This window comes from Prauserella marina, from assembly GCF_002240355.1.
Taxonomy (GTDB): domain Bacteria; phylum Actinomycetota; class Actinomycetes; order Mycobacteriales; family Pseudonocardiaceae; genus Prauserella_A; species Prauserella_A marina.
Genome location: NZ_CP016353.1, coordinates 6,293,518 through 6,315,747, shown reverse-complemented (window position 1 = coordinate 6,315,747; position 22,230 = coordinate 6,293,518). Strand labels below are relative to the sequence as shown.

The window sequence follows — 22,230 nt, the reverse complement described above, 5'->3', positions numbered from 1 at the left end:
TCCAGGTGGGTACGACACTTCTGCTGTCTCCGCCTCTAGTTGTCCACAGTCGGCCGGTTGTCCACAGATTCGGACATTGGTTCTTGTCGCGGCTTGCCGCCTGGCGCAGGGTTGAAGCACGGCTGGATTGGGGATCACACATGGGGGACAACACGATGAACTTCTCTATCCACATCAGACTCTCGGCCGTCGCCGCATGAACGGTATGAGGCAACGGCACGTGACGGAGGCACCCCGGCAGGGAACCGACCTCGTCGACCGGGTCCGCAGGCGGCTCGCGGAGTCGGGAGCGGGCTCGGATCACAAGGCCGTCGCCGACGCGGTGAGAAAGGAAACCGGCGGCGTCGCAGGGCATCTGGACATTCTCGACGCGCTCAAGCTGGTGCGGCACGAGTTCGTCGGAGCGGGGCCGCTCGAATCGTTACTCGGTGACCCGAAGGTTTCCGATGTGCTCGTCACGGCACCTGACGAAGTGTGGGTCGACGGAGCGAACGGACTACGCAGGACCGAGATCCGCTTCCCCGACGAGGAAGCGGTGCGCAGGCTCGCCCAGCGGCTCGCGCTCGCCGCGGGACGAAGGCTCGACGAAGCTCAACCCTTCGTCGACGGCTGGCTACCGGGAAAGGGGCCACACGGTCACGTTCGGTTGCACGCGGTTCTCCCTCCCATCGCGGCGGAGGGAACGTGCCTTTCTCTTCGCGTGTTGCGGCCCGCCGTGCACGATCTGCACGCGTTGCGACGACTCGGCACCTTCGACGAGAAAGGGCTCGCCGTGCTTGTCGCCATCGTCCGCGCGAGGCTTGCCTTCCTGGTGACCGGTGCGACCGGATCGGGGAAAAGCACCTTGCTGGCCGCGCTGCTCGGCGCGGTATCGCCGACGGAACGGATCGTGTGCGTCGAGGACGCGGGTGAGTTGCAGCCCCGGCATCCGCAGTTCGTCCGGTTGCTCGCGAGGCCGCCCAACGTCGAAGGGGCCGGCGAGATCACCCTGCGCGAACTCGTGCGCGAAGCGCTGCGGATGCGGCCGGACCGGCTTGTCGTCGGCGAGGTGCGGGGTGCTGAGGTTTGTGAACTACTCGCCGCGCTCAACACCGGTCATGAAGGCGGAGCCGGCACACTGCACGCGAACTCGCCAGGTGAGGTTCCGGCGAGGCTCGAAGCACTCGCCGCGCTCGGCGGCCTTTCCAGGGCGGCCTTGCACAGTCAGTTGGCCGCCGCGGTTCAACTCGTGCTGCACATGCGCAGGAGGGCGAACGGTACGCGAGCGCTCGCCGAAGTCGGTGTCGTGCACAGGGAAGGCGACACCGTGCGCGTGCGGTCGGCATGGCGAGAGGGCGACTGGACCGGCGAGAGCGCCTTGCTCACCAGGCTGCTCGCCGGAAAGGGAAGGGGGAAGCCGTGTTGACGTCCGCACTCGCGCTCGCCGCGTCGGCGCTGCTGTGCTGGCCCTCCCGCGGTCCCGCTGCCAGGCTGATGCGTGCCGTCGGAAGGCAGGGCAGGAGCGGAGCTGCCCGAGCCTGGTTGATCCACAGTAGACGGAAGCTGGCGCTTGCCGCGGCGGGTGGCGCCGGTGTCCTCGTCGCGGTGACGGCGGGAGTGTTGCCTTGTGTGGCGCTGGTCCTGCTTGGACTCGCCGGATACCGCCAGTGGAGCGGGGGCCGCGACATCGAACGCAGGATCCGGTCGGCAACCGAGGTGGCGACCTGCGTACGAGCTGTCGTCGGCGACCTCAACGCGGGTGCGCATCCGGCCACGGCCGTGGAAAGGGCAGCCGAGGACGCGAAACCCGAACTGGCGGGAAGGCTGCGTACCATCGCGGCGACAAGCAGGCTCGGCGGTGATCCCACGACGGCCGCCGACTCGGCTGGTAGCGGGCCCGGAGGGGACGCCATCGTGCGGCTCACGCGGTCGTGGGGATTGGCGAGGCAGCACGGGCTTCCGCTCGCCGGAGTTCTCGAGGCGGTGCGGCGAGAAGTCGACGTGTCCGTGCGCATCGCGGGACAGCTCCGCGCCAGGATGGCGGGCCCGAGGGCCAGTGCCGCGATACTCGCCGCGCTACCCGTGCTGGGCATCGCGCTGGGAGAGGTCATGGGCGCGGCGCCGATGGCTGTCCTGTTCACCACTACCGCCGGACAGTTCCTGCTGGTGGCGGGCAGTGCGCTGGTGCTGTGCGGAGTGTTCTGGAGCGCGGCGCTCACCGGGCGATCGGTATTGCGATGACGACCGCCTGCGTCGCCTTGGTACTGCTTGCCTGCGCGGTACTGGCCCTACCTGCCCGCGCGGCGCGGTTGTGGAGCGTGCTCGGCAGACCTCGCAGGAAGACAACAGGTGCGATTCCGGTGTCGGCGGAATGGCGGCTGCCCGCACTGGTGGCCTTCGCCATCACGTCGATCCTCGCCGCCATCGACACTTCGGCTCGGGGCTTCATCGCCGGAATCTGCTGCGGGCTCGGTGTCTTCTTCGTTGTCCTTCGCGGGAGGAAAAGACTCTCCAGCCGGCGGAGCAGGAGCCCACCGAAAGCAGGACAGCTGGGTCTGGCGTGCACCTGCGACCTGCTTGCGGCATGCCTTCGTGCCGGGTTGCCTGTCGCGACAGCCGTGGGGGCCGTCGCGGCGACAGCTCCGTCGCGGGCGGCGGGCGCGCTCGGAGCCACGGCAGATCTGCTGGCGCTGGGTGCCACCCCCGAGCAGGCGTGGGAACCGGCCCTTCGTTGCGAGGACACCGCCGAGCTGGCAACGGCGGCGGTTCGTACCGCTGAATCGGGAAGCGCGCTGGCCGTCGTCGCTTCGGAACTGGCCGAACGCGCCAGGCAAGCGGCGGCCGACGAAGCGGAGGCCGTGTCCCAGCGCGCAGGCGTCCTCATCACCGGACCGCTCGGGCTCTGTTTCCTTCCCGCGTTCCTGTGTTTGGGGGTATTGCCCGTCGTCATCGGTTTGGCAGGGCAACTGAAAGTCCTCGGTTGACACCGATTCACTCCGGCGTCGAAAGACGTACGGCTACCGATCAGGAAAGGAAGTGAGCCCGATGCAGCTCACAGCGCTCGATGTACTCCTGTCGTGGGGAACCTGGGTGGGCGGCGCTCATGCGGACGACCGCTTCTTGCGCTCAGGGAAAGCGGCTCGCCCCGTGTTGCCGCGTTCCAGCGGAAGCAGCGAGGCGGATGCCGGGATGACCACGGCCGAGTACGCCATCGGCACCATCGCGGCAGCGGCTTTCGCCGCCGTGCTGTACGGGGTGCTGACCGGAAGCTCCGTGGTGGATGCGCTGACCTCGCTTGTCGAGCGGGCGATCTCGGTGGACTTGTGACCGGCCCGCCGTGCGGGTCCGTTCGCGGTGAACGGGGCTCGGTCACGGTCGAAGGAGCCATTGCCCTGTGTGCGCTTGTCGCGGTCTTCGGGGTCGTGGTCGCCGGTATCGGCATCGCGGCGGACGTCCTGCGTTGCACGGACGCGGCAGGGCAGGCGGCCAGGTTGGTCGCGAAAGGACAGTCGGTACTCGCGGAGGAAGCCGTGCGCCGCACCGGCCCCGACGGCGTGGAGGTCGACATCGAACAAGAAGGGCGGCTCGTCGTCGTCACCGTTTCCGCCGACGCGGTCGGCGGTCTCATACCGGTAGGCGGGGTCAGTGCGCGGGCGTACGCGGAACTGGAACCAGGCGTCGCGACTACGGGAGCCGCTTCGGCTCCTTCGGCTCCTTCGACGCCCGAGACGTCGGAGGCCGAGGCGAGGCCGGAAGCGCGCCCGGAGTCACGGGGCGCCCCGTGAGCAGGTGGAGAGCGACCATGCGGAACGTGGTGACCCGACGGCGGCGGGAAGCAGCGCGCAGGAAGGGAGGGGCGGGCCCTCCGGACCGAGCGGCGAACCCGGTGGGTGGGGTGGCGAACGGCGAGGCAGGTATGGCCACCGTGTGGGCGGCAGGGGCGGTGGTGGCGATGTTGCTCGTCGGCTGTCTCGTCTGGTTGTTCGGGGGCGCGGTGGTCGCCAGGCGTCATGCCGCCAACGCCGCCGACCTCGCCGCGCTCGCCGCCGCGGGGCATGTCCACAGTGGGCCGGCCGTGGCCTGCGCCAGCGCACAGCGCATTGCCGACCGGATGGAGGTCCGGCTGGGTGACTGCGCGTTCGAACAGTGGGACGCCCTGGTCGTCGTCGAATCCGAAGGCAAGGGGATGCTCGCCGGTTTCGCGACGATCACCGCGAAAGCAAGGGCGGGCCCTGTCGAGTGTGCTGGTGTCTGTGTCGGGGAATAGTCGCTGTTTGGGCGGCTCGGACGGTCGGAGCAGGCTGGGTAATGAGCGTCGCGGCGTCCGGCAGGTCGCGTTGTCCGCCTCATCGGCGCTCGTGATGGCCGATGCCGCACCGCGGCGAACGGCCGGGCCCTCGAAAGCGCCATCGGCCGGTAGGTACGGCCGGGCACGACGAGCGGGCGAACGTCGGCTGGGCGAATGGGGCGGCCCTGACCGGTTGGCCGGGCTTCGAGCTGACGAGCAACGGTCGTTTGCGCGCGACGAACGGTCGGCGCCCTGCCCCAGCAGGATGAACGGGCCTGGCCCCGAGTCGATCAACAGCAGGCAGGCGCCTTGGGAGGCCGCGACGAACGGCTGCCCTCGGCTGCGATGTGATGCCGACGATTGACATGGCGGGTTCGGCCGGGCGTTGTGTCGATGCTCACTCATCGTCTGGAAGCCGCCGGTTGTCGACCAGGCACTTTCGACCAAGTGCAATTTGCCGTTTAGTCATATGTGACACCGCACGCAAGGCGGTTCAGGTTTCTGAGGAGGCTCGAAAAAGATCATGTTGGACACGGAGTTGTCGGAAAGCTGGCGGGGTGCGTTCCGCATCGAACTGCGGGCGGAGGCCATCGGCCTCGCCTGGCGGGGCTGGCCCGTTCTGCCGGGTACCTATCCGACCACCGGGGACGACACCGAATTGGCGGTCGGCTGGATCAGGCCGGTCCCGGTACACGACGACTGGCAGGAACGGCTCGGCGCCCACCCTCGCCAGGTTGCCGCGTGGTGGACCGGCAGGCCCTACAGCCTGCTTGTCGCAACCGGCACGATGGTCGACGCGATCGAGGTCGACGACAAGCTGGGTCGCCGCGCGGCCAAGCTGCTGAGGGCGACCGGTCACCCCGCGCCCATCGTCGCGATGCCGAACGGTCGTTGGCTGTTCCTGACGACAAGCTCCGACAGCGTGCCGACCGTGCTGTCGGAAGACGAGAACGTGCAGTGGCACTCCACGGGAAGCTGGATTCCGCTTCCGCCGACTCCGTTCGAGCATGGAGTCGTGCACTGGAGGGTCAAGCCGGAGATCTGGGGCTGGCGGCTCCCCGCCGCCTCGACCGTGCACGAGGTACTTGAGCGCGCGCTGCTGAACGAGCACGCGGACGAGGAACTCGCGGTTCAGCCGGTGCTCGCGGTGGGAACCTCCGCAGCCTGAACGACCCCGTGGTCGTGAGTGGCATCGTGGTCCATCGCCCCGAGCACGATGTCCAGCACGGCCACTGCCCCCGCCTTGTCCAGCGGCTCGTTGCCGTTCCCGCACTTAGGCGACTGGACGCAGGACGGGCATCCCGCCGGGCACTCGCAGGAGACGATCGCCTCCCGCGTAGCGGCCAGCCATGGGACCAACGCGGCAAAACCGCGATCGGCGAATCCCGCTCCGCCGGGATGACCATCGTGCACGAACACCGTCGCCTCCCCGGTGTCAGCGTGCAAAGCGGTGGAGACTCCGCCGATGTCCCAACGGTCGCACGTAGCGAACAGCGGTAGCAGGCCGATCGCCGCGTGCTCGGCGGCATGCAGGGCGCCGGGGATGCGCGCCGGATTCAATCCGGCGCCCCCCGGTGCCCTGCTTTGATGATCAGGTTCTGATCGACCGGGCGTGGCCCGGGATCGCGAGATGTTCCCCTGCGGCCCGTCGTCCGAAGCCGACATGCCGTTGCCGCCGGGTCGACCGGCAAGCAGGTGGTCGCTGATCGTGTACCAGACGGCGCGGGTGCGCAGCTCTTGCTCGGGAAGATCGAGGGCGACGTGATCCAGCACTTCCCCCGACGGCAGCCGCCGCAGGTAGCCGACGACCCTTGAGCGAACGGCAACCTCGCCGAGGCAGGTGGTGACGCCGTTGTGGTGGTGTTTCGTGCCGGTGTCGAGGACCTCGATGTCGACCACTTCCCGTGCCGACGTGCTCCACTCTGGATCTTCCGCGTGAACGAGAGCGAGACCGGTTTCCAGATCCAACTCGTCGACCACGTACGACGAACCTTGATGCAGATAGACCGCGCCGGGGTGGACGGTGCCACACGCCGACCCGGAATCGACGGTGCCGAGCATCCGGGACGTCTCGGCTTCGACGACCGCGATCTGTTCGCCACCGGAGCCACGAATGTCGACCTCGTGTTGTGGCCGGTCCCTCGAAGTCCAGTACCAGCCGCTCGCCCTTCGGCGAAGCAGCTTGTCGCCGACGAGTGAATCCAACACCTGGCGTGCGGCTTCCCCGCCGAAACCCGGCAATTCGCTCGCGGTGAGGGGAAGTTCCGCAGCGGCACAGGCCAGCTGAGGCGCGAGTACATAGGGATTGGCCGGGTCGAGCACCGCCGTCTCGACCGGCCGGTCCAGCAGCGCGGAGGGATGGTGCACGAGGTAGGTGTCCAGCGGATCGTCCCTTGCCACGAAGACGACCAGCGCTTCGGCACCGGCCCGCCCCGCCCTGCCTGATTGTTGCCAGAACGAGGCGAGAGTGCCCGGGTAGCCCGCCAGTACCACGGCGTCGAGACCGGCGATGTCGACGCCGAGTTCCAGTGCGTTGGTCGTCGCCGCACCGAGCAGGGAGCCGGAGAGCAGCGCCCTCTCCAGCGCTCTTCGCTCCTCGGGGAGGAAACCGGCACGGTAGGCCGCGACCTGCTCGCCCAGCATCGGGTCCACTTCGGACAGTATGCGTTTGGCTTGTAGAGCGGTCAGTTCGGCGCCGCGACGGGATCGGACGAACGCCAGCGTCCTCGCCCCCTCGATGACGAACTCGGCGAGGATTCTCGCCGCTTCGGCGCCAGCCGATCTTCGTACCGGTGCGCCGTTCTCGCCCGCGAGTTCTTCGAGCAGAGGCGGTTCCCACAGCGCGACCGTCCTCGCCCCACGGGGAGAGGTGTCTTCCGTGACCGCCGAGCAGTTCTTGCCGGTCAGCCGTTCCGCGAATTCGGCAGGCCGCGCCGTCGTCGCCGAGGCGAGCACGAAAACCGGATCGGCGCCGTAGTGTCGCGCGACTCTTCGCAACCTGCGCAGCAGGAGTGCGACGTGTGAGCCGAAAACACCACGGAAACTGTGGCATTCGTCGACGACGACGTAGGAAAGCCTGCGGAAGAACCTCGCCCATCTCGGGTGAGCGGAAAGAACGCCGCGGTGCAGCATGTCCGGGTTGCTGAACACCCAGCGCGCGTGCTCCCGCACCCAGTCGCGCTCCGGCATCGGGGTGTCGCCGTCGTACGCGGCAGGCCGGACTCCTTCGAGATCCAAAGAGGACACGGAACGGAGCTGGTCGGCGCCGAGCGCTTTCGTCGGTGCCAGGTAGAGGGCGGTCGCTTTCCGGTCGGAAACGAGTTTCGACAGAACGGGCAACTGGTAGCAGAGAGATTTTCCGGACGCGGTCCCGGTCGCGATGACGACGTCCTGACCGTTCCAGGCCAAGTTCGCGGCTTCCGTCTGATGCCGCCACGGGCGCTCGACTCCACTCGTGCGCACCGCCTCGACGACCGTCGACGGCGCCCATGCCGGCCACGAATCGAACCGAGGGGCACGTGCGGGCAGGTCGGCTACATGGGTGATCGGATTGCGGCGTTCCGGAATGCCTGCTGTGGCGCGGCGGAGCAGGCGTCTCGCTCGCCGCGTATCCGTCAGCCCGCTCATGTGTTCGAGCATCGCACACCCCCGAACGGGTAGTGCAGATCGGTTCAGTGAGCGGTTTCACATGAATACGCTGCGTGCGCGGGGTGGGACGCCCTGCCGAGGCGTGCGCCTGTACCAATAGACTCCGCGAAACCACACCACAAGTGGTGTAGATCCCATGTCAGCGTCGGCACAGTGGTCAGCCCGCCAGCCGGCGTTGGCAACAGGCGACGTTTCAGGAGGACGAATGTCCCGGCACTTCCTCGCGGAGGGCTCGCCAGAGCTCTCCGGAGGTGACTACGGCATCGTGGCCGTGGTCGCCGTGGTCGCCCTTTCGGCGCTCGTCATTGGATATTTCCTGCTCAAGGAGGTTCTGGCCGCCGGTCAGGGCACCGAGAAAATGCAGGAGATCGCCAAGGCGGTGCAGGAAGGCGCGGCTGCCTATCTCAACCGGCAGCGAAAGACACTGGCCGTCTTCGGCGTGCTGGTGTTCCTATTGCTGTTCGCGCTTCCCGCGGAGGACTGGAGTGAGCGAATAGGACGCTCCCTGTTCTTCCTTGTCGGCGCTGTCTTCTCGTTCTCGATCGGCTACCTCGGCATGTGGCTCTCGACCAGAGCCAACGTCAGGGTCGCCGCCGCGGCACGTGAGCCAGGTGGCAGGGAGAAGGCGATGCGGATCGCGTTCCGCACCGGTGGCGTCGTCGGCATGATCACGGTTGGGCTCGGTCTTTTCGGCGCGGCTGTCGTCGTACTGGTGTACGCGGGCCAGGCGCCGAAGGTCCTTGAGGGTTTCGGGTTCGGTGCGGCACTGATCGCGATGTTCATGCGGGTCGGCGGCGGCATCTTCACCAAGGCCGCCGACGTCGGTGCCGACCTTGTCGGCAAGGTCGAGCAGGGTATCCCCGAGGACGACCCGCGCAACGCGGCGACGATCGCCGACAACGTCGGCGACAACGTCGGCGACTGTGCCGGTATGGCCGCCGACCTGTTCGAGTCGTACGCCGTCACACTGGTTGCCGCGCTCATCCTCGGCAGTGCGGCATTCGGCGCGGCGGGCTATGGCTTGACGTTCCCGTTGATCATCCCCGCGATCGGCGTGATCACGGCCGTGATCGGTATCTACATCACGCGGGCGAGGGCTGGGGAGAGCGGGCTGACGACGATCAACCGCTCCTTCTATATCTCGGCCGTCATCTCGGCCGTCCTCTCCGCGATCGCCGCGTTCATCTTCCTGCCGAGTTCGTTCGACGGTGCTCCGGGCAACCCGGCCGTGATCGCGACCGTCTCGGTGATCATCGGTATCGCGCTCGCCGGTGTGATCCTGTGGCTGACCGGCTACTACACCGGTACCGAGCACGGGCCGGTGAAGAACGTCGGCAAGACCTCGGAAACGGGTGCCGCGACGGTGATCCTTTCCGGTATCTCCGTCGGTTTCGAGTCGGCTGTGTTCACCGCGCTCGTCATCGGTGGTGCCGTGTTCGGGGCCTACCTGCTGGGCGGTGCGGTCGCGTTGTTCGCGGTCGCGCTCGCCGGTACCGGCCTGCTGACCACGGTCGGTGTCATCGTCGCGATGGACACCTTCGGCCCGGTCTCGGACAACGCCCAGGGCATCGCCGAGATGTCCGGTGACCTCGAAGAAGGCGAGGGCGTGCAGATCCTGACCGAGCTGGACGCGGTCGGCAACACCACGAAGGCGATCACGAAGGGCATCGCGATCTCGACGGCGGTGCTCGCGGCGACGGCGCTGTTCGGGTCGTACTCCGAGGCCATTCTCGGCGCGCTGCGCGGTATGGGTGACGCGGTCACGACTCTTCCCGAGTCGTTCGCCGACAGCATCATCGTTCCGAACACGCTGGTCGGCGTCATCATCGGTGCCGCGGTGGTGTTCCTGTTCTCCGGGCTCGCCGTCAACGCGGTTTCGAGGGCGGCAGGCGCTGTCGTCCACGAGGTGCGCCGCCAGTTCAGGGACATCCCGGGAATCATGGAGGGCACGACGCGGCCCGAGTACGGCAGGGTCGTCGACATCGTCACGAGGGATTCGCTGCGAGAGCTGGCCACGCCAGGACTGCTCGCGGTGTTCGCGCCGATCGCGGTCGGGTTCGGTCTCGGTACCGGCGCGCTCGCGGGTTACCTCGGTGGCGCGATCGCGACCGGCACGCTGATGGCGGTGTTCCTCGCCAACTCCGGTGGCGCGTGGGACAACGCGAAGAAGCTGGTCGAGGACGGTCACCACGGTGGCAAGAACTCCGACGCACACGCGGCAACGGTCATCGGTGACACCGTCGGCGATCCGTTCAAGGACACGGCGGGCCCCGCGATCAACCCGCTGCTGAAGGTGATGAACCTGGTTTCGCTGCTGATCGCGCCCGCGGTCGTGCAGTTCACCGTCGGCCCCGATGCCTCGCTGGGCATCCGGCTCGCGATCGCGCTCGTCGCGGTGGGGATCATCGTTGCGGCGATCGTGGTGTCGAAGCGTCGTGGCACCGCCATTTCCGAAACGTCTGCTCAGCAGCAGACAACCAACGCATAGCCACGTCGCCGGGCCCGGGGCGCGCCAGTCGCGTTCCGGGCCCGGTGCGTGTTGCGTGCTGTCGATATCGTTGAGTGCGTTGCGGTGACTTGTCCCGGATGACCCGGGCGGTACCGTCGCACACGGCTATGCCCCGAAGACTGTCTGCGTCAGGAGGTGTCGGCGTGCGGCCCCGGATCTCTGTCCTCGCCGCGATGACCATGGCCTTGGGCCTCGGCTTGGCGGGGTGTGGTCAGGACGGCAGAGGTCAGCAGGGCACTGTGCAGCCTGGCGCCGAGCAGCAACAACGCGCGGAAGGGCCGGGGATGACCGAAAGGGAAATCCGGCACGAGGACGCGATCACCACCTGGACCGACGGCTACTGCGCCGCGACGACGGAGCTGGTGACGGCGTTCTCCGCGATGCCAGCGATCGATCCGAGTACTCCCGAGCAGGCTTCGCGGACGTCGAGCGAGTTGCTCGGGGTCATGATCGGTGGCCTCGACCGCACCGTCGGTGGCCTCGACCAGCTCGAACCCGCTCCGCTGGCCGAGGCGGAGACAGTGAAGAACGAGGCCGTCGCGACGTTCACCGGCATCCGCGACCGGGCTGTCGGCGCGAAGCAGCAGCTCGACGCCGCATCTGGTGAGGAGGCACACCGCGCGGCGATCACGGCCGTGCGCGCGCCGCTCGAAGATGTCGGCAAGCTCAATCTGCTTGCCGGGTTCGACGAGATCCCCGCTTTGCGCGACGCGATGGTCCGTGCGCCCTCGTGCCAGAAACTGGCAGCCGAGGACAGCTCACCGAAGATCGACAACGGTCAGAGCGGCGGCTGAGTCTCCGTAGCTCCCGACCGAGCGAGCGGCAGAGGCGAGGGATCCGCGGCTCCCTCGCGTGCTGACCGCGGCTCGATTCGTCCGCTGGGTGCTAGTCGAGCCGCTGCTTCGCGTAGGCGGTTATCGCGTCGCGCAGGTAGTCGGCGAGACCTGGGTTGCCCCGCTCGACGTTGACCCGGTACCGCTCGTCGTCGGCGTAAAGGTTGCCGAGTCCGATGTATGCCTCCTTGTTTGGTGTCCAGGAATGGCATATCCAGCGGTAGTGCGCGTCGGTGGCGGCGACGGTGCGGGGGTCGTCCGCTGCGACACCTGCCGCCATCAGCTCGGCAAGTGCGGACCAAGCGTCAGCGCCCTGCTGCTGGACGGCTTCCCACTTCTCCTTGGACCAGCCCTTGACCCGCTCGTGGGTCGCGAGCGCGCCGGGCCACCGCTGATCCGCTTCTTCGGCAAGCGTTTGCGCCTGTTGTGAGTGGCGGTCGAAGCCCTTGTAGATGTCCTCCGCTTTCACTTTCTTCCCTCCTTCTAATTGCGTGATGGTGTGCTCGACCGTTTTCGCGAGCCGATCGAAGTGGTCACGTTCGGCGAGCAGCGTCGTGTGGTGCGCTTTGAGGGCGCTGAGCTGATCGGTTTCCTTCGTGACGACACTCTTGACCGCGTCGAGGCCGAGCCCCAGCTCCCGCAGTACGAGGATCCGTTGCAGCAGAAGCAGCTGTTCGTCCTCGTAGTAGCGGTAGCCGTTGCCGCCGACGAACGCGGGCGGCAACAGGCCGATCTCGTCGTAGTGCCGCAGAGTTCGCGAGGTCACGTTCGCGAGCTTTGCCACCTGGACGATCGAGTAGGCCATGTCGTTCACGGTAAAGGTTGACGATGCGTCAACCTCAAGTCGAAAAATCGAGCCGGGCGCTACGGCTTGGGCAGCGTGCAGTCCTCGCGCCCGATTTCGACCGTGGCTCGCGCGGTCAGGCACCTGGTGAGCTGGGCCGTCTGTTGCCCGTAGTTCGTTCCTTCACGCACGGTGACCTCACCGTTCGCGCCGACCTCGCACGGGTTGTTCATCGTGCATCGCTCGCCATCGACGTTGCCCGTGTTGTTGACGCCGACGACTGCCCCGCTCGCCACGTCGACGATCGGAGAGCCGGAGGTGCCGCCGACCGTCCGGCAGGCTTCGGTGTAGCGAATGGAGTCGTGCCAGGTGTAGCCGCCTTCGCGAAGCCGGTCGGCGAACCCGTCGACGGAGCAGGAGTAGGTCTTTTTCCAGAATCCCGACGGCACGGTGATGGCGGCATCCGCGACGGGACGCTCGGCGGACAAGCGCAGCGGGGAAATCCCGTAGTCCTTTTTCACGTCCGCGTAGCTCGTGTCGAGGCGGTACACGGAGACGTCGGTCTCGACCATCGTGGCGTAGAGCAGCCTGTTCGCGCGCAGCGTACCCAGCTCGTCGCCGGTGCCGCTGAGCAGCGTGAACGTGCGTTCGGACGGTTGGTCGACGATTACCTGACCCGGCTCGGGGAAACCACCCTCAAGGCAGTGTCCGTTGGAAAGGACGAGCGCGGGTGCCGACGACGGTGTCCCGGCGGGCTGTACGACGGAACCGGAACAATTGGACAACGCCACCATGCCCGCGAGATCGATCCCGGTGTTCGCGACTGCCGGTGGGGCTGTGACAAGGGAAAACATGAGCAACGCCGACAGAAGCACGCCGAATGGACGGCCGAACATCCAGGGAGAACCTTTCCGGTGAGCCTTCGTCGTCCGACGGAGCGTATCTGGTCGGTCACTGAAAGCCGCGGAACGACTGAGGTGCGCGTCACGTGCCAGGTGCGGGATGGAAACATGACCTCGGTAAATGGCGATGCGCTTGACGCACGCTTTACGGCGTGTTGCAGCACCTGGGCAGACGTCGCCGACCGTGAGAGTGCACACTGGCGGGTCGAACAGGTGAGTTATTGGAGCGGAGAGCGGGACAGCGTGGCTGGATCGAAAGAGGAGACCAAGGCGCGGGGCGCCTCCAGCGCCTCCACCGGGGGTGGTCGGGCCAAAGGCCGGTCCGCGAAGAACGGTGCGACGGGCGGCGACGGTCGTCGCCGGCTGGTGATCGTCGAGTCGCCGACCAAGGCGCGGAAGATCGCCCCTTATCTCGGTAGGGATTACGTCGTCGAATCCTCCCGTGGTCACATCCGCGATCTCCCGCGCGGCGCGGCCGACGTGCCCGCGAAGTACAAGGGCCAGCCATGGGCGCGGCTCGGCGTTGACGTCGACAACGACTTCGAACCGCTCTATGTCGTCTCACCCGATAAGAAGAGCACCGTCACCGAGCTCAAGGGTCTGCTCAAGGACGTAGACGAGCTGTACCTCGCGACAGACCCCGACCGCGAGGGCGAAGCGATCGCCTGGCACCTGCTCGAAGCGCTTAAGCCGAAGGTCCCCGTCCGCAGGATGGTGTTCCACGAGGTCACCGAGCAGGCGATCCGCTTGGCTGCGGAGAGCACGCGGGAGCTGGACCCCGACCTCGTCGACGCGCAGGAGACCCGCCGCATCCTCGACCGGCTCTACGGCTACGAGGTGTCGCCCGTGCTGTGGAAGAAGGTCATGCCGAGGCTTTCCGCGGGCAGGGTGCAGTCGGTGGCGACGCGCATCATCGTGGAGCGCGAGCGCGAGCGCATGCGCTTCACGTCGGCTTCCTACTGGGACATCGCCGCCACGATGACCGTGCCGGACGCGGCGACCGACGATGGTTCGCCGCGCAGCTTCCCATCCCGGCTGACGGCCGTCGACGGCTCGCGGCTCGCCACGGGCCGCGACTTCGGCTGGGACGGGCAGCTCAAATCCTCGGCGAAGGACGTGAGGAGGCTCGACGAAGCGGAGGCGACCCGGCTGGCCGCCGCGCTGCGGGCCAGCGACTTCGCGGTCACGAGCGTCGAGGAGAAGCCGTACACGAGGCGCCCTTACGCGCCGTTCATGACCTCGACGTTGCAGCAGGAAGCCGGCCGGAAGCTGCGGTTTTCCTCTGAGCGGACGATGCGCATCGCGCAGCGTCTCTACGAGAACGGCTACATCACCTACATGCGTACCGACTCGACGACGCTGTCGGACACGGCGATGTCGGCTTCCCGTGCGCAGGCCACCGAGCTGTACGGCGCGGAGTACGTCGCCGACAAGCCGAGGCAGTACACGCGCAAGGTGAAGAACGCGCAGGAGGCACACGAGGCGATTCGGCCAGCCGGTGAGGTTTTCCGCACCCCTGGTCAGGTCGCGGCGGAACTGGAGACCGACGAGTTCCGGCTCTACGAGTTGATCTGGCAGCGCACGATCGCCTCGCAGATGGCCGACGCCAAGGGCACGACGATGTCGGTCCGCATCACCGGCACGGCGACGAGTGGCGAGGAATGCGTGTTCTCCTCGTCGGGCCGCACGATCACGTTCGCCGGGTTCCTCAAGGCCTACGTCGAAGCCGTCGACAGCGAGGCAGGCGGAGAGGCCGACGACAAGCAGAGCAGGCTGCCGAGGCTGCACAAGGATCAGGCGCTCAGCGCGAGTGAGCTGACGCCCGACGGGCACGCGACGTCGCCACCGCCGCGCTACAGCGAGCCGAGCCTGGTGAGCAAGCTCGAAGAGCTCGGTATCGGAAGGCCGTCGACCTACGCGTCGATCATCAAGACCATCCAGGACCGCGGCTACGTCTGGAAGAAGGGCTCGGCCCTCGTGCCGTCCTGGGTCGCGTTTTCCGTCGTCGGCCTGCTAGAACAGCACTTCGAGCGGCTTGTCGACTACGACTTCACGGCGGCGATGGAGGACGAACTCGACCGCATCGCGGCGGGTGACGAACAGCGGACGACGTGGCTTTCCCGGTTTTACTTCGGTGGCGACCAGGGTGTCGACGGTTCGATCGGCAGGCTCGGCGGGCTCAAGAAGCTCGTCGGGTCAGGTGTCGAGGACATCGACGCGAGGGAGATCAACTCGATCCCGCTGTTCGCCGACACCGAAGGCCACCCGGTAGTGGTGAGGGTCGGCAGGTACGGCCCTTATCTTGAGAAAGAGGCCAACGGCGAGTCACAGCGCGCCAACCTTCCGGAGGACTTGCCACCCGACGAGCTGACGCTGGAGATCGCGGAGAAGCTGTTCGCCACGCCGCAGGAAGGCAGGGTGCTCGGCACCGATCCGGTCAGCGGGCACGAGATCGTGGCGAAGGAAGGCAGGTTCGGCCCGTACGTGACCGAGCTGCTTCCCGAACCGGAGGAACCGGCTGAGGGCAAGAAGACGGCGAAGGCGAAGAAGCCGAAGCCGCGCACCGCTTCGATCTTCAAGTCGATGTCCGTCGAGGACGTGACTCTGGACGACGCGCTCAAGTTGCTTTCGTTGCCGAGGGTCGTCGGCACCGATCCCGAGAGCGGCAACGAGATCACGGCGCAGAACGGTCGCTACGGGCCCTATCTCAAGAAGGGCACCGATTCCCGTTCACTGGCCACAGAGGACCAGATCTTCGACATCACGCTCGACGAGGCACTGAAGATCTACGCGGAGCCGAAGCGGAGGGGAAGGCAGGCCGCCGCGAAGCCGCCGTTGAAGGAACTCGCGGCCGATTCCGTTTCCGGCAAGCCGATCGTGGTCAAGGACGGCCGGTTCGGGCCCTACGTCACCGACGGCGAGTACAACGCGTCGTTGCGCAAGTCCGACAGCGTGGAGGAGCTGACGCAGGACAGGGCGGAGGAACTGCTCGCGGAAAAGCGGGCGAAGGGCCCCGCGCCGAAGAAGAAGGCCGCACCGAGGAAGAAGGCGACGGCGAAGTCGGGAACGTCGAAGTCGAAGTCCTGATCACTGTTCCGTATCCGAATCGTCACACTGGGTAATGGGGGCCAGGACCCTCTTGGTGGATGCGCGCCGCTGTCGGCTCGCTACTCTGGGACACGGCAAAGTCGGCCCGCAGGAAGGAACGCGTTGTGAGCGGCGACGGTACCCAAGCGCCTGAGCCACCGCTGGCCTTCACCGATCCCGTTGGCGGTTCGCCCAGCGGTGGGCGAACCGACTACGGTGTCCGGTCCGGCGCGGGCCGAGACGACGACACCGGGCGGTTCCAGATCGCGACTCCGGTCGCTCCCGATCCGGAGATGGTGCGCAGCATGGTCGACGCGGCGCTCGGCGAGGACCGGCCCGTGGATCTCGGTGACTCCGCCTCGGTCGAGAAGGCCGCCGCTGCCGTCGAGGCGGGTGAGGCCGTCGAGGCGCCAGAGCCGCCACCGGAGACGGCTGCCGAGACCACCGGTCAGTTGCCGGCGGTACCCGCCGGCATTCCGAACTCGCCCGGCATCTACCCGCAGCCGCACAAGGCGTGGACGGACCGGGCTTCGTGGCTGCCGCAGGTGATGCGGTTGAGGGGCAAGCGTGCCGCCAAGGGCGGCGAGGGTGAAGGCGAGGACGAGGACGTCGCCGAGCGGCCCCCTTCGCGTCCCGCGCTGCGCAGGCCCACGAGCGGTTCCGCGGGGCTAGCCGTCGCGCTCGTGCTGCTCGCGGTGTTCGTGTTGCTGGCTATTCAGTTCGTGGCGAGTTTCGTGGAAAGCGTTACCGGCCTTTTCAACTGAGCAACAGCATTTCGTACCTGACTGACTACCGTTCGTATTTTTCCGGATGCTCCGGCGAGCCCTTTCTGCTTGGCGCTACCCTGACGACACGAGGCGCAGGGCGTTTATGGGGTGGAGCACATCAGCGAGGGCGGGCAAGGAAATGCTGAAGCCGACGCCGGTGCGTCGGCCAAGGGAGAGGCGTCCACGGTCCGCAGAGCACGGAGGGTGCTCGCGATCAGGCCGTTTCGGAGGCTATGGGGCGTCACCTATTTGTGTAGCGTGGCCGATTGGCTTTCGCTGCTCGCGCTGACCGGGCTGGTCACGAAATTCACCGACAACTACATGGCGCAGAACTTCGCGTTCGCCGGTGTGGTGCTCACTCAACTGTTGCCTGGGCTGCTTTTCGCTCCCCTTGGCGGGTTGCTGGCCGACCGGTTCGACCGGCGCAAGGTCATGATCATCGCCGACCTGGCGCGGTTCGGCTTGCTGCTTTCGATCGCGCTGGTCGGCACGCCGATCTGGCTGTTCGTAGCGAACTTCCTCGTCGGGTCGGCCGCGATGATGTGGATTCCATCGAAGGACGCCGCGGTCCCCAACCTGCTGCGAAGGCCGGATCAGGTCGAGACGGCGAACCTGCTCGGCATGATGATGACCTACGGGATCGCCGTGGTCACGGGTGCCGGTCTTTACTCGGTGCTCACCGGTGTTCAGACGGCGCTCAACCTGCCGAAGGACGTCTTCGGCGTCTTCGGTGTCGCCAATGCGGTGATCGTCATCAACAGCCTGCTCTACCTCGCCAGCGCGATCCTCGTCGCGACGAGGATTCCCGAGCTGTCGCTGCGCAACGTGCACCCCGTTCCCGCGAACGGGGTGCGTGCTCCGGTGCGGGAGAAGGAAAGCGACGAAAGCGGAGAGAAGGAAGGAAAGAAGAAGGGCACCGGCTTTCTCGCCATGGTGCGCGACGCCTTCCGCTTCATCCGCACGACTCCACTCGTTCGTGGGCTGCTCATCGGCATGATCGGCGCGTTCGCGGCCGGTGGTGCCGTCATCGGTTCCGCGAAGCCCTACTCCTCCAGTCTCGGCGGTGGTGACGCCGCGTTCGGTCTGTTGTTCGTCGCCGTCTTCATCGGTGCGGCCACCGGGCTGGCCAGCGTCCCGAAGCTGGCGAGACGGCTGCCGCACGACCGGCTGTTCGGCATCGGGATCGTGCTGGCGGGGCTCATGCTGATCGTGGTCGCGCTCTCGCCGCACCTCGCGGTGTCGCTGGTGGCGGTCGCCGTCGTCGGAGCCTGCGCGGCCGGGGCGTTCCTCACCGGTGTGACGATCATCGGCTCACAGATCGACGATTCCATCAGGGGCAGGATCAACGCGATCTACCAGTCCCTGATGAAGATCATCATCTTCGGTTCGACCGCGACCGTGCCACTGCTCATCGGACTGGTGCAGCCGAGGCACGTGCAGGTGTGGGGCAACGTCATCACGATCGACGGGACCAGGCCGGTGCTGCTCGGAGGCGGCCTGCTCGCCGCGCTCGTCGGCATCATCGCCTACCGGCAGATGGACTCGCGTCGCACTGAACCGATCCTCGCCGACCTGCGCAACGTGATCCGCAGGCGGCCACGCAGGGTCAACGGGCTGCTCATCGCGCTCGAAGGTACGACGGCCATGGACACGGCCACCCAGGCCGCGAAGCTCACGGAATGGCTCGGTCAGGGCCCGCGCAAGGTCGTGCTCGCGGCCGATCCCGCCCTCGACGACAGCAGGCTGACCTCGCTGGTGTCCGGGGCGTCGCTGTCGGGAGCGAGAGCGCAGGCGCTCGCGGCGGCCGCGGTCAGAGCCGACATCATCGAAAGGGATGTTCAGCCTGCCTTGGATTCGGGCGCCATCGTGGTGATGGAGCGCTTCGTCGATTCGCCACTCGCGCACCTCTCCGCCGTCGCGGGACTCGACTCGGCCGAGCTGGAAGGGCTCGCCGACTGGGCGACGGGCAAGCTCCGGCCCGATCTCACGGTGCTGCTCGACGCCGATACCGGGGAACCCGACGAACATCCGCAGACCTCGGCGGAGCACCATTGGCGGGTGCAGCAGTTGCTGACCGAGATGGCGGCCGCAAACCCCGACCGGTACGTGGTCGTCGAGGCGGAAGGCACGGAAGACGACGTCGCCGACAGGGTGCGCGCCGCGGTGCGGGAGGCGATGGCAGGCAAGCTCCCCGTGCTTGCCCATACGGAGGTTGCGGAGGCGAAGTGAGCGGTCCGGTGTGGTCGCAGGTCGTTGGACAGGACAGGGCCGTCGAGATGCTGAGCGCCGCAGTCACGTCCGCGGCGGCGCTGGTGTCGGGTGAGTCGACCGACTCAGGAGCCATGACCCATGCCTGGCTGTTCACGGGCCCTCCCGGATCGGGAAGGTCGGTTGCCGCCAGGACGTTCGCGGCGGCGTTGCAGTGTCGTCTCGGCCTCGGCTGCGGTGAGTGCGCGGGATGCCGGACGGCACTCGCCGGTACTCACGCCGATGTGCGGCTCGTCGTTCCGGAGGGGCTTTCGATCTCCGTCGCCGAGATGCGTGCTCTCGTGCAGGCCGCCGCTCGCAGGCCGACGACGGGCCGGTGGCAGGTCGTGATCATCGAGGACGCCGACCGGCTCACCGAGGGCGCGGCCAACGCACTGCTCAAGGCGGTCGAGGAACCACCGGAACGCACTGTCTTTCTGCTCTGCGCCCCTTCCGATCACCCGGAAGACGTTTCGGTGACCATCAGGTCGAGGTGCAGGCTCGTCACGCTGCGCACTCCCCAGCCGGACGCCATTGCCGCGGTGCTCATCGAGCGGGACGGCGTCGCAGAGGACATGGCGCGATGGGCGGCTGCCGTCTGCGGCGGTCATGTCGGAAGGGCACGGAGGCTGGCCACCGACGAGGACGCCCGCAGGCGCCGTGCGGCCGTACTGCGCATCCCGCTCGGTCTTCGCAGAGCAGCCGACGTTTTCGACTGCGCCGACGAGCTGATCAAGACGGCTGAGGCCGATGCCTCTGTCGAGAGCAAGGTGAAGGACGAGGCCGAGCAGGATGCCCTCCGCACCGCGATGGGTTCCGGTGGGACGGGCAAGGGCGTCGCCGCGGCCAAGCGATCTGCCGACGCCGCGGTCAGGCAACTGGAGAAGCGGCAGAAGTCGAGAGCGACGAGGACCCAGCGCGACACCCTCGATCTCGCGCTTGTCGATCTCGCCGGTTTTTACCGGGACGTACTGGTGACCGCGAGCGGCGCGGAGGCGACGCTCAACCATCCCGACCGGGCCGACGACAGCGCGACCGCCGCCGCGCAGTGGACACCTGCCTCCACGTTGCGTCGCCTCGACGCGGTACTCGCCTGTAGGGACGCGATCGGGTGGAACGTCAAGCCGAGAATCGCGGTTGAAGCCATGGTGACCACGCTGCGCGAGGGCTGAGGAACCGGTCTCCGCCCTTTCGAGCGGAGACCGGCCGGTGTCTCAGTCTTCCTCTCGCGGCTTCGGTGAGGGCTTCACCGGCGCGGGCTTGACCGGCCTGCGGTTCGGCAGGCCCGCGACAAGTACGACGCCGAGCAGCAACATCGCCGTGCCCGTCCAGAAGATCGGCACCGTCGAGTACGCGGCGCTGGTCTGTGCGAGTGGTTCGGGGCCCTTCGGCTGTTCGCCACCGGCAGGCGGCCCGGAAGGCGGCGCAGACGATCCACATTGGACACCGCCCTCCGGTGCGTACGCCCTGGCGACCTGCTCGCCGAGCGACACCTGGGCCAGCGACGAAGGCAGGTTCTTCGCGACCTCCTCCGGCAACGCGTCGCGCAGTGCCTTTGTCGGCAGGATCTGCAGATCCAGCAGCCTCGCCGAGGCGCCGAGCTGGAAGCCGCCGAACGGGTCCTCCATCTCCATGCCCTTCTCGGTCAGCCCCGCGATGCTGAGCCGCAGCACGCCGAGATCGAGCACCTTGCCGCTCGCCGCGTCGGTGAGCGGCTTGAGCAGGCCGTTGCCCAGCTCCGCGACCCCACCGATGACGGGAAGGTCCTTGACGTCGGCGAAGCCGGGGATGTCCTGCAACCCGGGGAGCGGAATGCCGACGGGGACGTCCTTCGTCGGATTTGCCGCGTCCAGTTCGAACAGCACCTGGCCACCGCGCTCGACCGTGAGCACCGGCGCGGTGTACTCGACCTTCGAGGTTTCCTTCTCACCCGTCGACGTCACGCGCAGCGTGGGCTGGCTCGCGACCTTGATCGTGAGCCCGAGTGGGGTGCCTTTGAGGATGTTGATGTCGGCTGCCTGCATCGTCGAGGTCGACTCGACGGCCTTGCGGTCGCTGTCGGGGATGTCGACGAGCCTGACCACCGAGCGCGTCGACATCGTGTTCGGCATGCTCAGCACGGACCCGGTGCCGTCGGCGTTCGGCTGGCCCTCTCCGGCGCCGGAAAGCAGGCCGCCGAGGTTCGCCATCGGTCCTTCCAGTGAGGCGAGGCCGTTGCCCAAGTCGCCGCTCGCCTGGTTGAGCTTGCTCAGATCCGGCATCGTCGGCACGACGTTGAGCAGCGAAAGGCTGCCGAGCGACGTGCTCGCGTCGGCGATCGTGCCGACGCAGGGACCTTCCGTCGGGCTCCAGCGCGCGTGCGCGGAACCGTTGAGAGCGCTGACGTTCAGCAGCGGATTCTCCGGTGCCGCGAACCCGGTGGTCAGGGGCTCGGGGTTGTCGGGAAGTGCGGTCTGGACAAGCGAGCCGGGTGGCTGAGGCGCGTTGCCCGCGATCGAGATCCCGAACGGGGCCGCCTGCGCGATCGAGCGCTCATAGGAAAGGTATGCCTCGGAGTTGGCCTGCGCGCTGGAGATGCCGAACCCGCCTTCGAGCGCGGACTGCCGGGGCAGTTCGTCACCGAGTCCAGGCAGGATCGCGTCGGTGGGCACGGCCTCGGGGAGCAGGCGCAGCATGCCCAGTGCCGTTCCGGCCTCACCGACGGCCCTCCCGTTCGGCGACGGATTCGGCTCCGACGTGATCGGGGCCTGACCCGGATCGGTCGGTTCGGGGATCGGTGTCGTCGGAATCGTCTGTCCGATCGCGGGCGTCGCCGAAAGGACGAGCACCGCCGCGGTGACGGGGAGGGCCAGCGTGCGGGGCAGGCGTCGGCGCATAGATCAAGTCCTCCAGAACCACCAGTCGACCCGGCCCCGAGGCGACGCCGGTGTCATAGCGGACCTAACGACGCCGGGGTGGGAAAGTGACGCGCGGATGGATGGTTATACTTACTGGCAGCCGGGTTCGCCCCGCGCCGCCTTAGCTCAGTCGGCCAGAGCGGCTCACTCGTAATGAGCAGGTCAGGGGTTCGATTCCCCTAGGCGGCTCCACCTCTGACCAGGGCCTTCTCGGGAAACCGGGAAGGCCCTGGTCTTTTCGTGGCCGGGTTTGTGGCATCGGACGTGTTCCGGGCCGCTGCTTCGGTGG

General features: G+C 67.5%; 17 protein-coding genes and 1 tRNA gene. 14 read left to right on the top strand and 4 right to left on the bottom strand.

Annotated features, from left to right (window positions below; translation table 11 throughout):
• The first annotated feature begins 220 nt into the window (after positions 1-220).
• The 7 genes from BAY61_RS29275 to BAY61_RS29245 all read left to right on the top strand — a co-directional run bounded on the left by BAY61_RS29275 (position 221) and on the right by BAY61_RS29245 (position 5,435).
• Positions 221-1,405 carry a TadA family conjugal transfer-associated ATPase gene (locus BAY61_RS29275; protein WP_245865532.1) on the top strand — a complete coding sequence of 395 codons (1,185 nt, stop codon included), beginning with the start codon at positions 221-223 and terminating at the stop codon, positions 1,403-1,405.
• Complete coding sequence (locus BAY61_RS29270; RefSeq protein ID WP_170140167.1) at positions 1,399-2,220, top strand: type II secretion system F family protein; 822 nt, start codon at positions 1,399-1,401, stop codon at positions 2,218-2,220. Before BAY61_RS29275 ends, BAY61_RS29270 begins: the two co-directional genes overlap by 7 nt.
• Entirely contained in the window at positions 2,217-2,963 is a 747-nt protein-coding gene (locus BAY61_RS29265; RefSeq protein ID WP_091802893.1) for a type II secretion system F family protein, read from the top strand. The genes BAY61_RS29270 and BAY61_RS29265 overlap by 4 nt, the downstream gene beginning before the upstream one ends.
• Positions 2,964-3,024: 61 nt before the next feature.
• Positions 3,025-3,306: a DUF4244 domain-containing protein gene (locus BAY61_RS34100; protein ID WP_091802896.1), complete on the top strand. Its 282-nt coding sequence runs from the start codon at positions 3,025-3,027 to the stop codon at positions 3,304-3,306.
• Entirely contained in the window at positions 3,303-3,764 is a 462-nt protein-coding gene (locus tag BAY61_RS29255; RefSeq protein ID WP_338061462.1) for a TadE family type IV pilus minor pilin, read from the top strand. Before BAY61_RS34100 ends, BAY61_RS29255 begins: the two co-directional genes overlap by 4 nt.
• 17 nt (positions 3,765-3,781) lie before the next feature.
• Positions 3,782-4,246, top strand: a complete 465-nt coding sequence (locus BAY61_RS29250) for an Rv3654c family TadE-like protein (protein ID WP_245865530.1) — start codon at positions 3,782-3,784, stop codon at positions 4,244-4,246.
• A 544-nt stretch (positions 4,247-4,790) separates the two neighbouring features.
• On the top strand, positions 4,791-5,435 hold the full coding sequence (locus BAY61_RS29245; protein WP_091802899.1) for a bifunctional DNA primase/polymerase: 645 nt from the start codon (positions 4,791-4,793) through the stop codon (positions 5,433-5,435).
• Here the strand turns inward: BAY61_RS29245 and BAY61_RS29240 are convergent.
• Positions 5,399-7,894 (bottom strand): DEAD/DEAH box helicase, encoded by a 2,496-nt coding sequence (locus BAY61_RS29240; protein ID WP_091803829.1) that lies wholly within the window; start codon positions 7,892-7,894, stop codon positions 5,399-5,401. The two genes, BAY61_RS29245 and BAY61_RS29240, sit on opposite strands and share 37 nt — an antisense overlap.
• A gap of 226 nt (positions 7,895-8,120) precedes the next feature.
• On the opposite strand from BAY61_RS29240, the gene BAY61_RS29235 reads away from it, so the two are divergent.
• Together BAY61_RS29235 and BAY61_RS29230 are read left to right on the top strand one after the other, a co-directional pair.
• Entirely contained in the window at positions 8,121-10,403 is a 2,283-nt protein-coding gene (locus tag BAY61_RS29235; protein WP_091802902.1) for a sodium-translocating pyrophosphatase, read from the top strand.
• A 164-nt stretch (positions 10,404-10,567) separates the two neighbouring features.
• Positions 10,568-11,218, top strand: a complete 651-nt coding sequence (locus BAY61_RS29230) for a hypothetical protein (RefSeq protein WP_245865528.1) — start codon at positions 10,568-10,570, stop codon at positions 11,216-11,218.
• A gap of 91 nt (positions 11,219-11,309) precedes the next feature.
• Here BAY61_RS29230 and BAY61_RS29225 read toward each other — a convergent pair whose 3' ends face one another.
• Both BAY61_RS29225 and BAY61_RS29220 read right to left on the bottom strand, forming a co-directional pair.
• Complete coding sequence (locus BAY61_RS29225) at positions 11,310-12,062, bottom strand: MerR family transcriptional regulator (protein ID WP_091803832.1); 753 nt, start codon at positions 12,060-12,062, stop codon at positions 11,310-11,312.
• 59 nt (positions 12,063-12,121) lie between these two features.
• A complete protein-coding gene (locus tag BAY61_RS29220; RefSeq protein ID WP_091802907.1) occupies positions 12,122-12,937 on the bottom strand; it encodes a S1 family peptidase in 816 nt (271 codons plus the stop codon).
• A gap of 372 nt (positions 12,938-13,309) precedes the next feature.
• Between BAY61_RS29220 and topA the strand changes: the two genes are divergently transcribed.
• The 4 genes from topA to BAY61_RS29200 all read left to right on the top strand — a co-directional run bounded on the left by topA (position 13,310) and on the right by BAY61_RS29200 (position 20,216).
• Positions 13,310-16,030 carry a type I DNA topoisomerase gene (gene topA / locus BAY61_RS29215; protein ID WP_176879698.1) on the top strand — a complete coding sequence of 907 codons (2,721 nt, stop codon included), beginning with the start codon at positions 13,310-13,312 and terminating at the stop codon, positions 16,028-16,030.
• Between the two features lie 125 nt (positions 16,031-16,155).
• Positions 16,156-16,794 (top strand): hypothetical protein, encoded by a 639-nt coding sequence (locus BAY61_RS29210; RefSeq protein ID WP_091802913.1) that lies wholly within the window; start codon positions 16,156-16,158, stop codon positions 16,792-16,794.
• Positions 16,795-16,905: 111 nt separating this feature from the next.
• Positions 16,906-19,026 carry a bifunctional MFS transporter/dTMP kinase gene (locus BAY61_RS29205; RefSeq protein ID WP_091802915.1) on the top strand — a complete coding sequence of 707 codons (2,121 nt, stop codon included), beginning with the start codon at positions 16,906-16,908 and terminating at the stop codon, positions 19,024-19,026.
• A complete protein-coding gene (locus tag BAY61_RS29200; RefSeq protein WP_091802918.1) occupies positions 19,023-20,216 on the top strand; it encodes a DNA polymerase III subunit delta' in 1,194 nt (397 codons plus the stop codon). The genes BAY61_RS29205 and BAY61_RS29200 overlap by 4 nt, the downstream gene beginning before the upstream one ends.
• 42 nt (positions 20,217-20,258) lie before the next feature.
• On the opposite strand, the gene BAY61_RS29195 is transcribed toward BAY61_RS29200, so the two are convergent.
• Positions 20,259-21,920, bottom strand: coding sequence for a hypothetical protein (locus BAY61_RS29195; protein WP_091802921.1), 1,662 nt, complete (start codon positions 21,918-21,920; stop codon positions 20,259-20,261).
• Between the two features lie 136 nt (positions 21,921-22,056).
• On the opposite strand from BAY61_RS29195, the gene BAY61_RS29190 reads away from it, so the two are divergent.
• Positions 22,057-22,133: transfer RNA gene (locus BAY61_RS29190), tRNA-Thr, on the top strand.
• The last annotated feature ends 97 nt before the right edge of the window (positions 22,134-22,230 follow it).

Coding starts and splice junctions, on each gene's coding strand:
- BAY61_RS29220 (WP_091802907.1), bottom strand. CDS start 12,937: ATGTTCGGCCGTCCATTCGGCGTGCTTCTGTCGGCGTTGCTCATGTTT.
- BAY61_RS29225 (WP_091803832.1), bottom strand. CDS start 12,062: ATGGCCTACTCGATCGTCCAGGTGGCAAAGCTCGCGAACGTGACCTCG.
- BAY61_RS29265 (WP_091802893.1), top strand. CDS start 2,217: ATGACGACCGCCTGCGTCGCCTTGGTACTGCTTGCCTGCGCGGTACTG.
- BAY61_RS29250 (WP_245865530.1), top strand. CDS start 3,782: ATGCGGAACGTGGTGACCCGACGGCGGCGGGAAGCAGCGCGCAGGAAG.
- BAY61_RS29240 (WP_091803829.1), bottom strand. CDS start 7,894: ATGAGCGGGCTGACGGATACGCGGCGAGCGAGACGCCTGCTCCGCCGC.
- BAY61_RS29245 (WP_091802899.1), top strand. CDS start 4,791: ATGTTGGACACGGAGTTGTCGGAAAGCTGGCGGGGTGCGTTCCGCATC.
- BAY61_RS29235 (WP_091802902.1), top strand. CDS start 8,121: ATGTCCCGGCACTTCCTCGCGGAGGGCTCGCCAGAGCTCTCCGGAGGT.
- BAY61_RS34100 (WP_091802896.1), top strand. CDS start 3,025: ATGCAGCTCACAGCGCTCGATGTACTCCTGTCGTGGGGAACCTGGGTG.
- BAY61_RS29195 (WP_091802921.1), bottom strand. CDS start 21,920: ATGCGCCGACGCCTGCCCCGCACGCTGGCCCTCCCCGTCACCGCGGCG.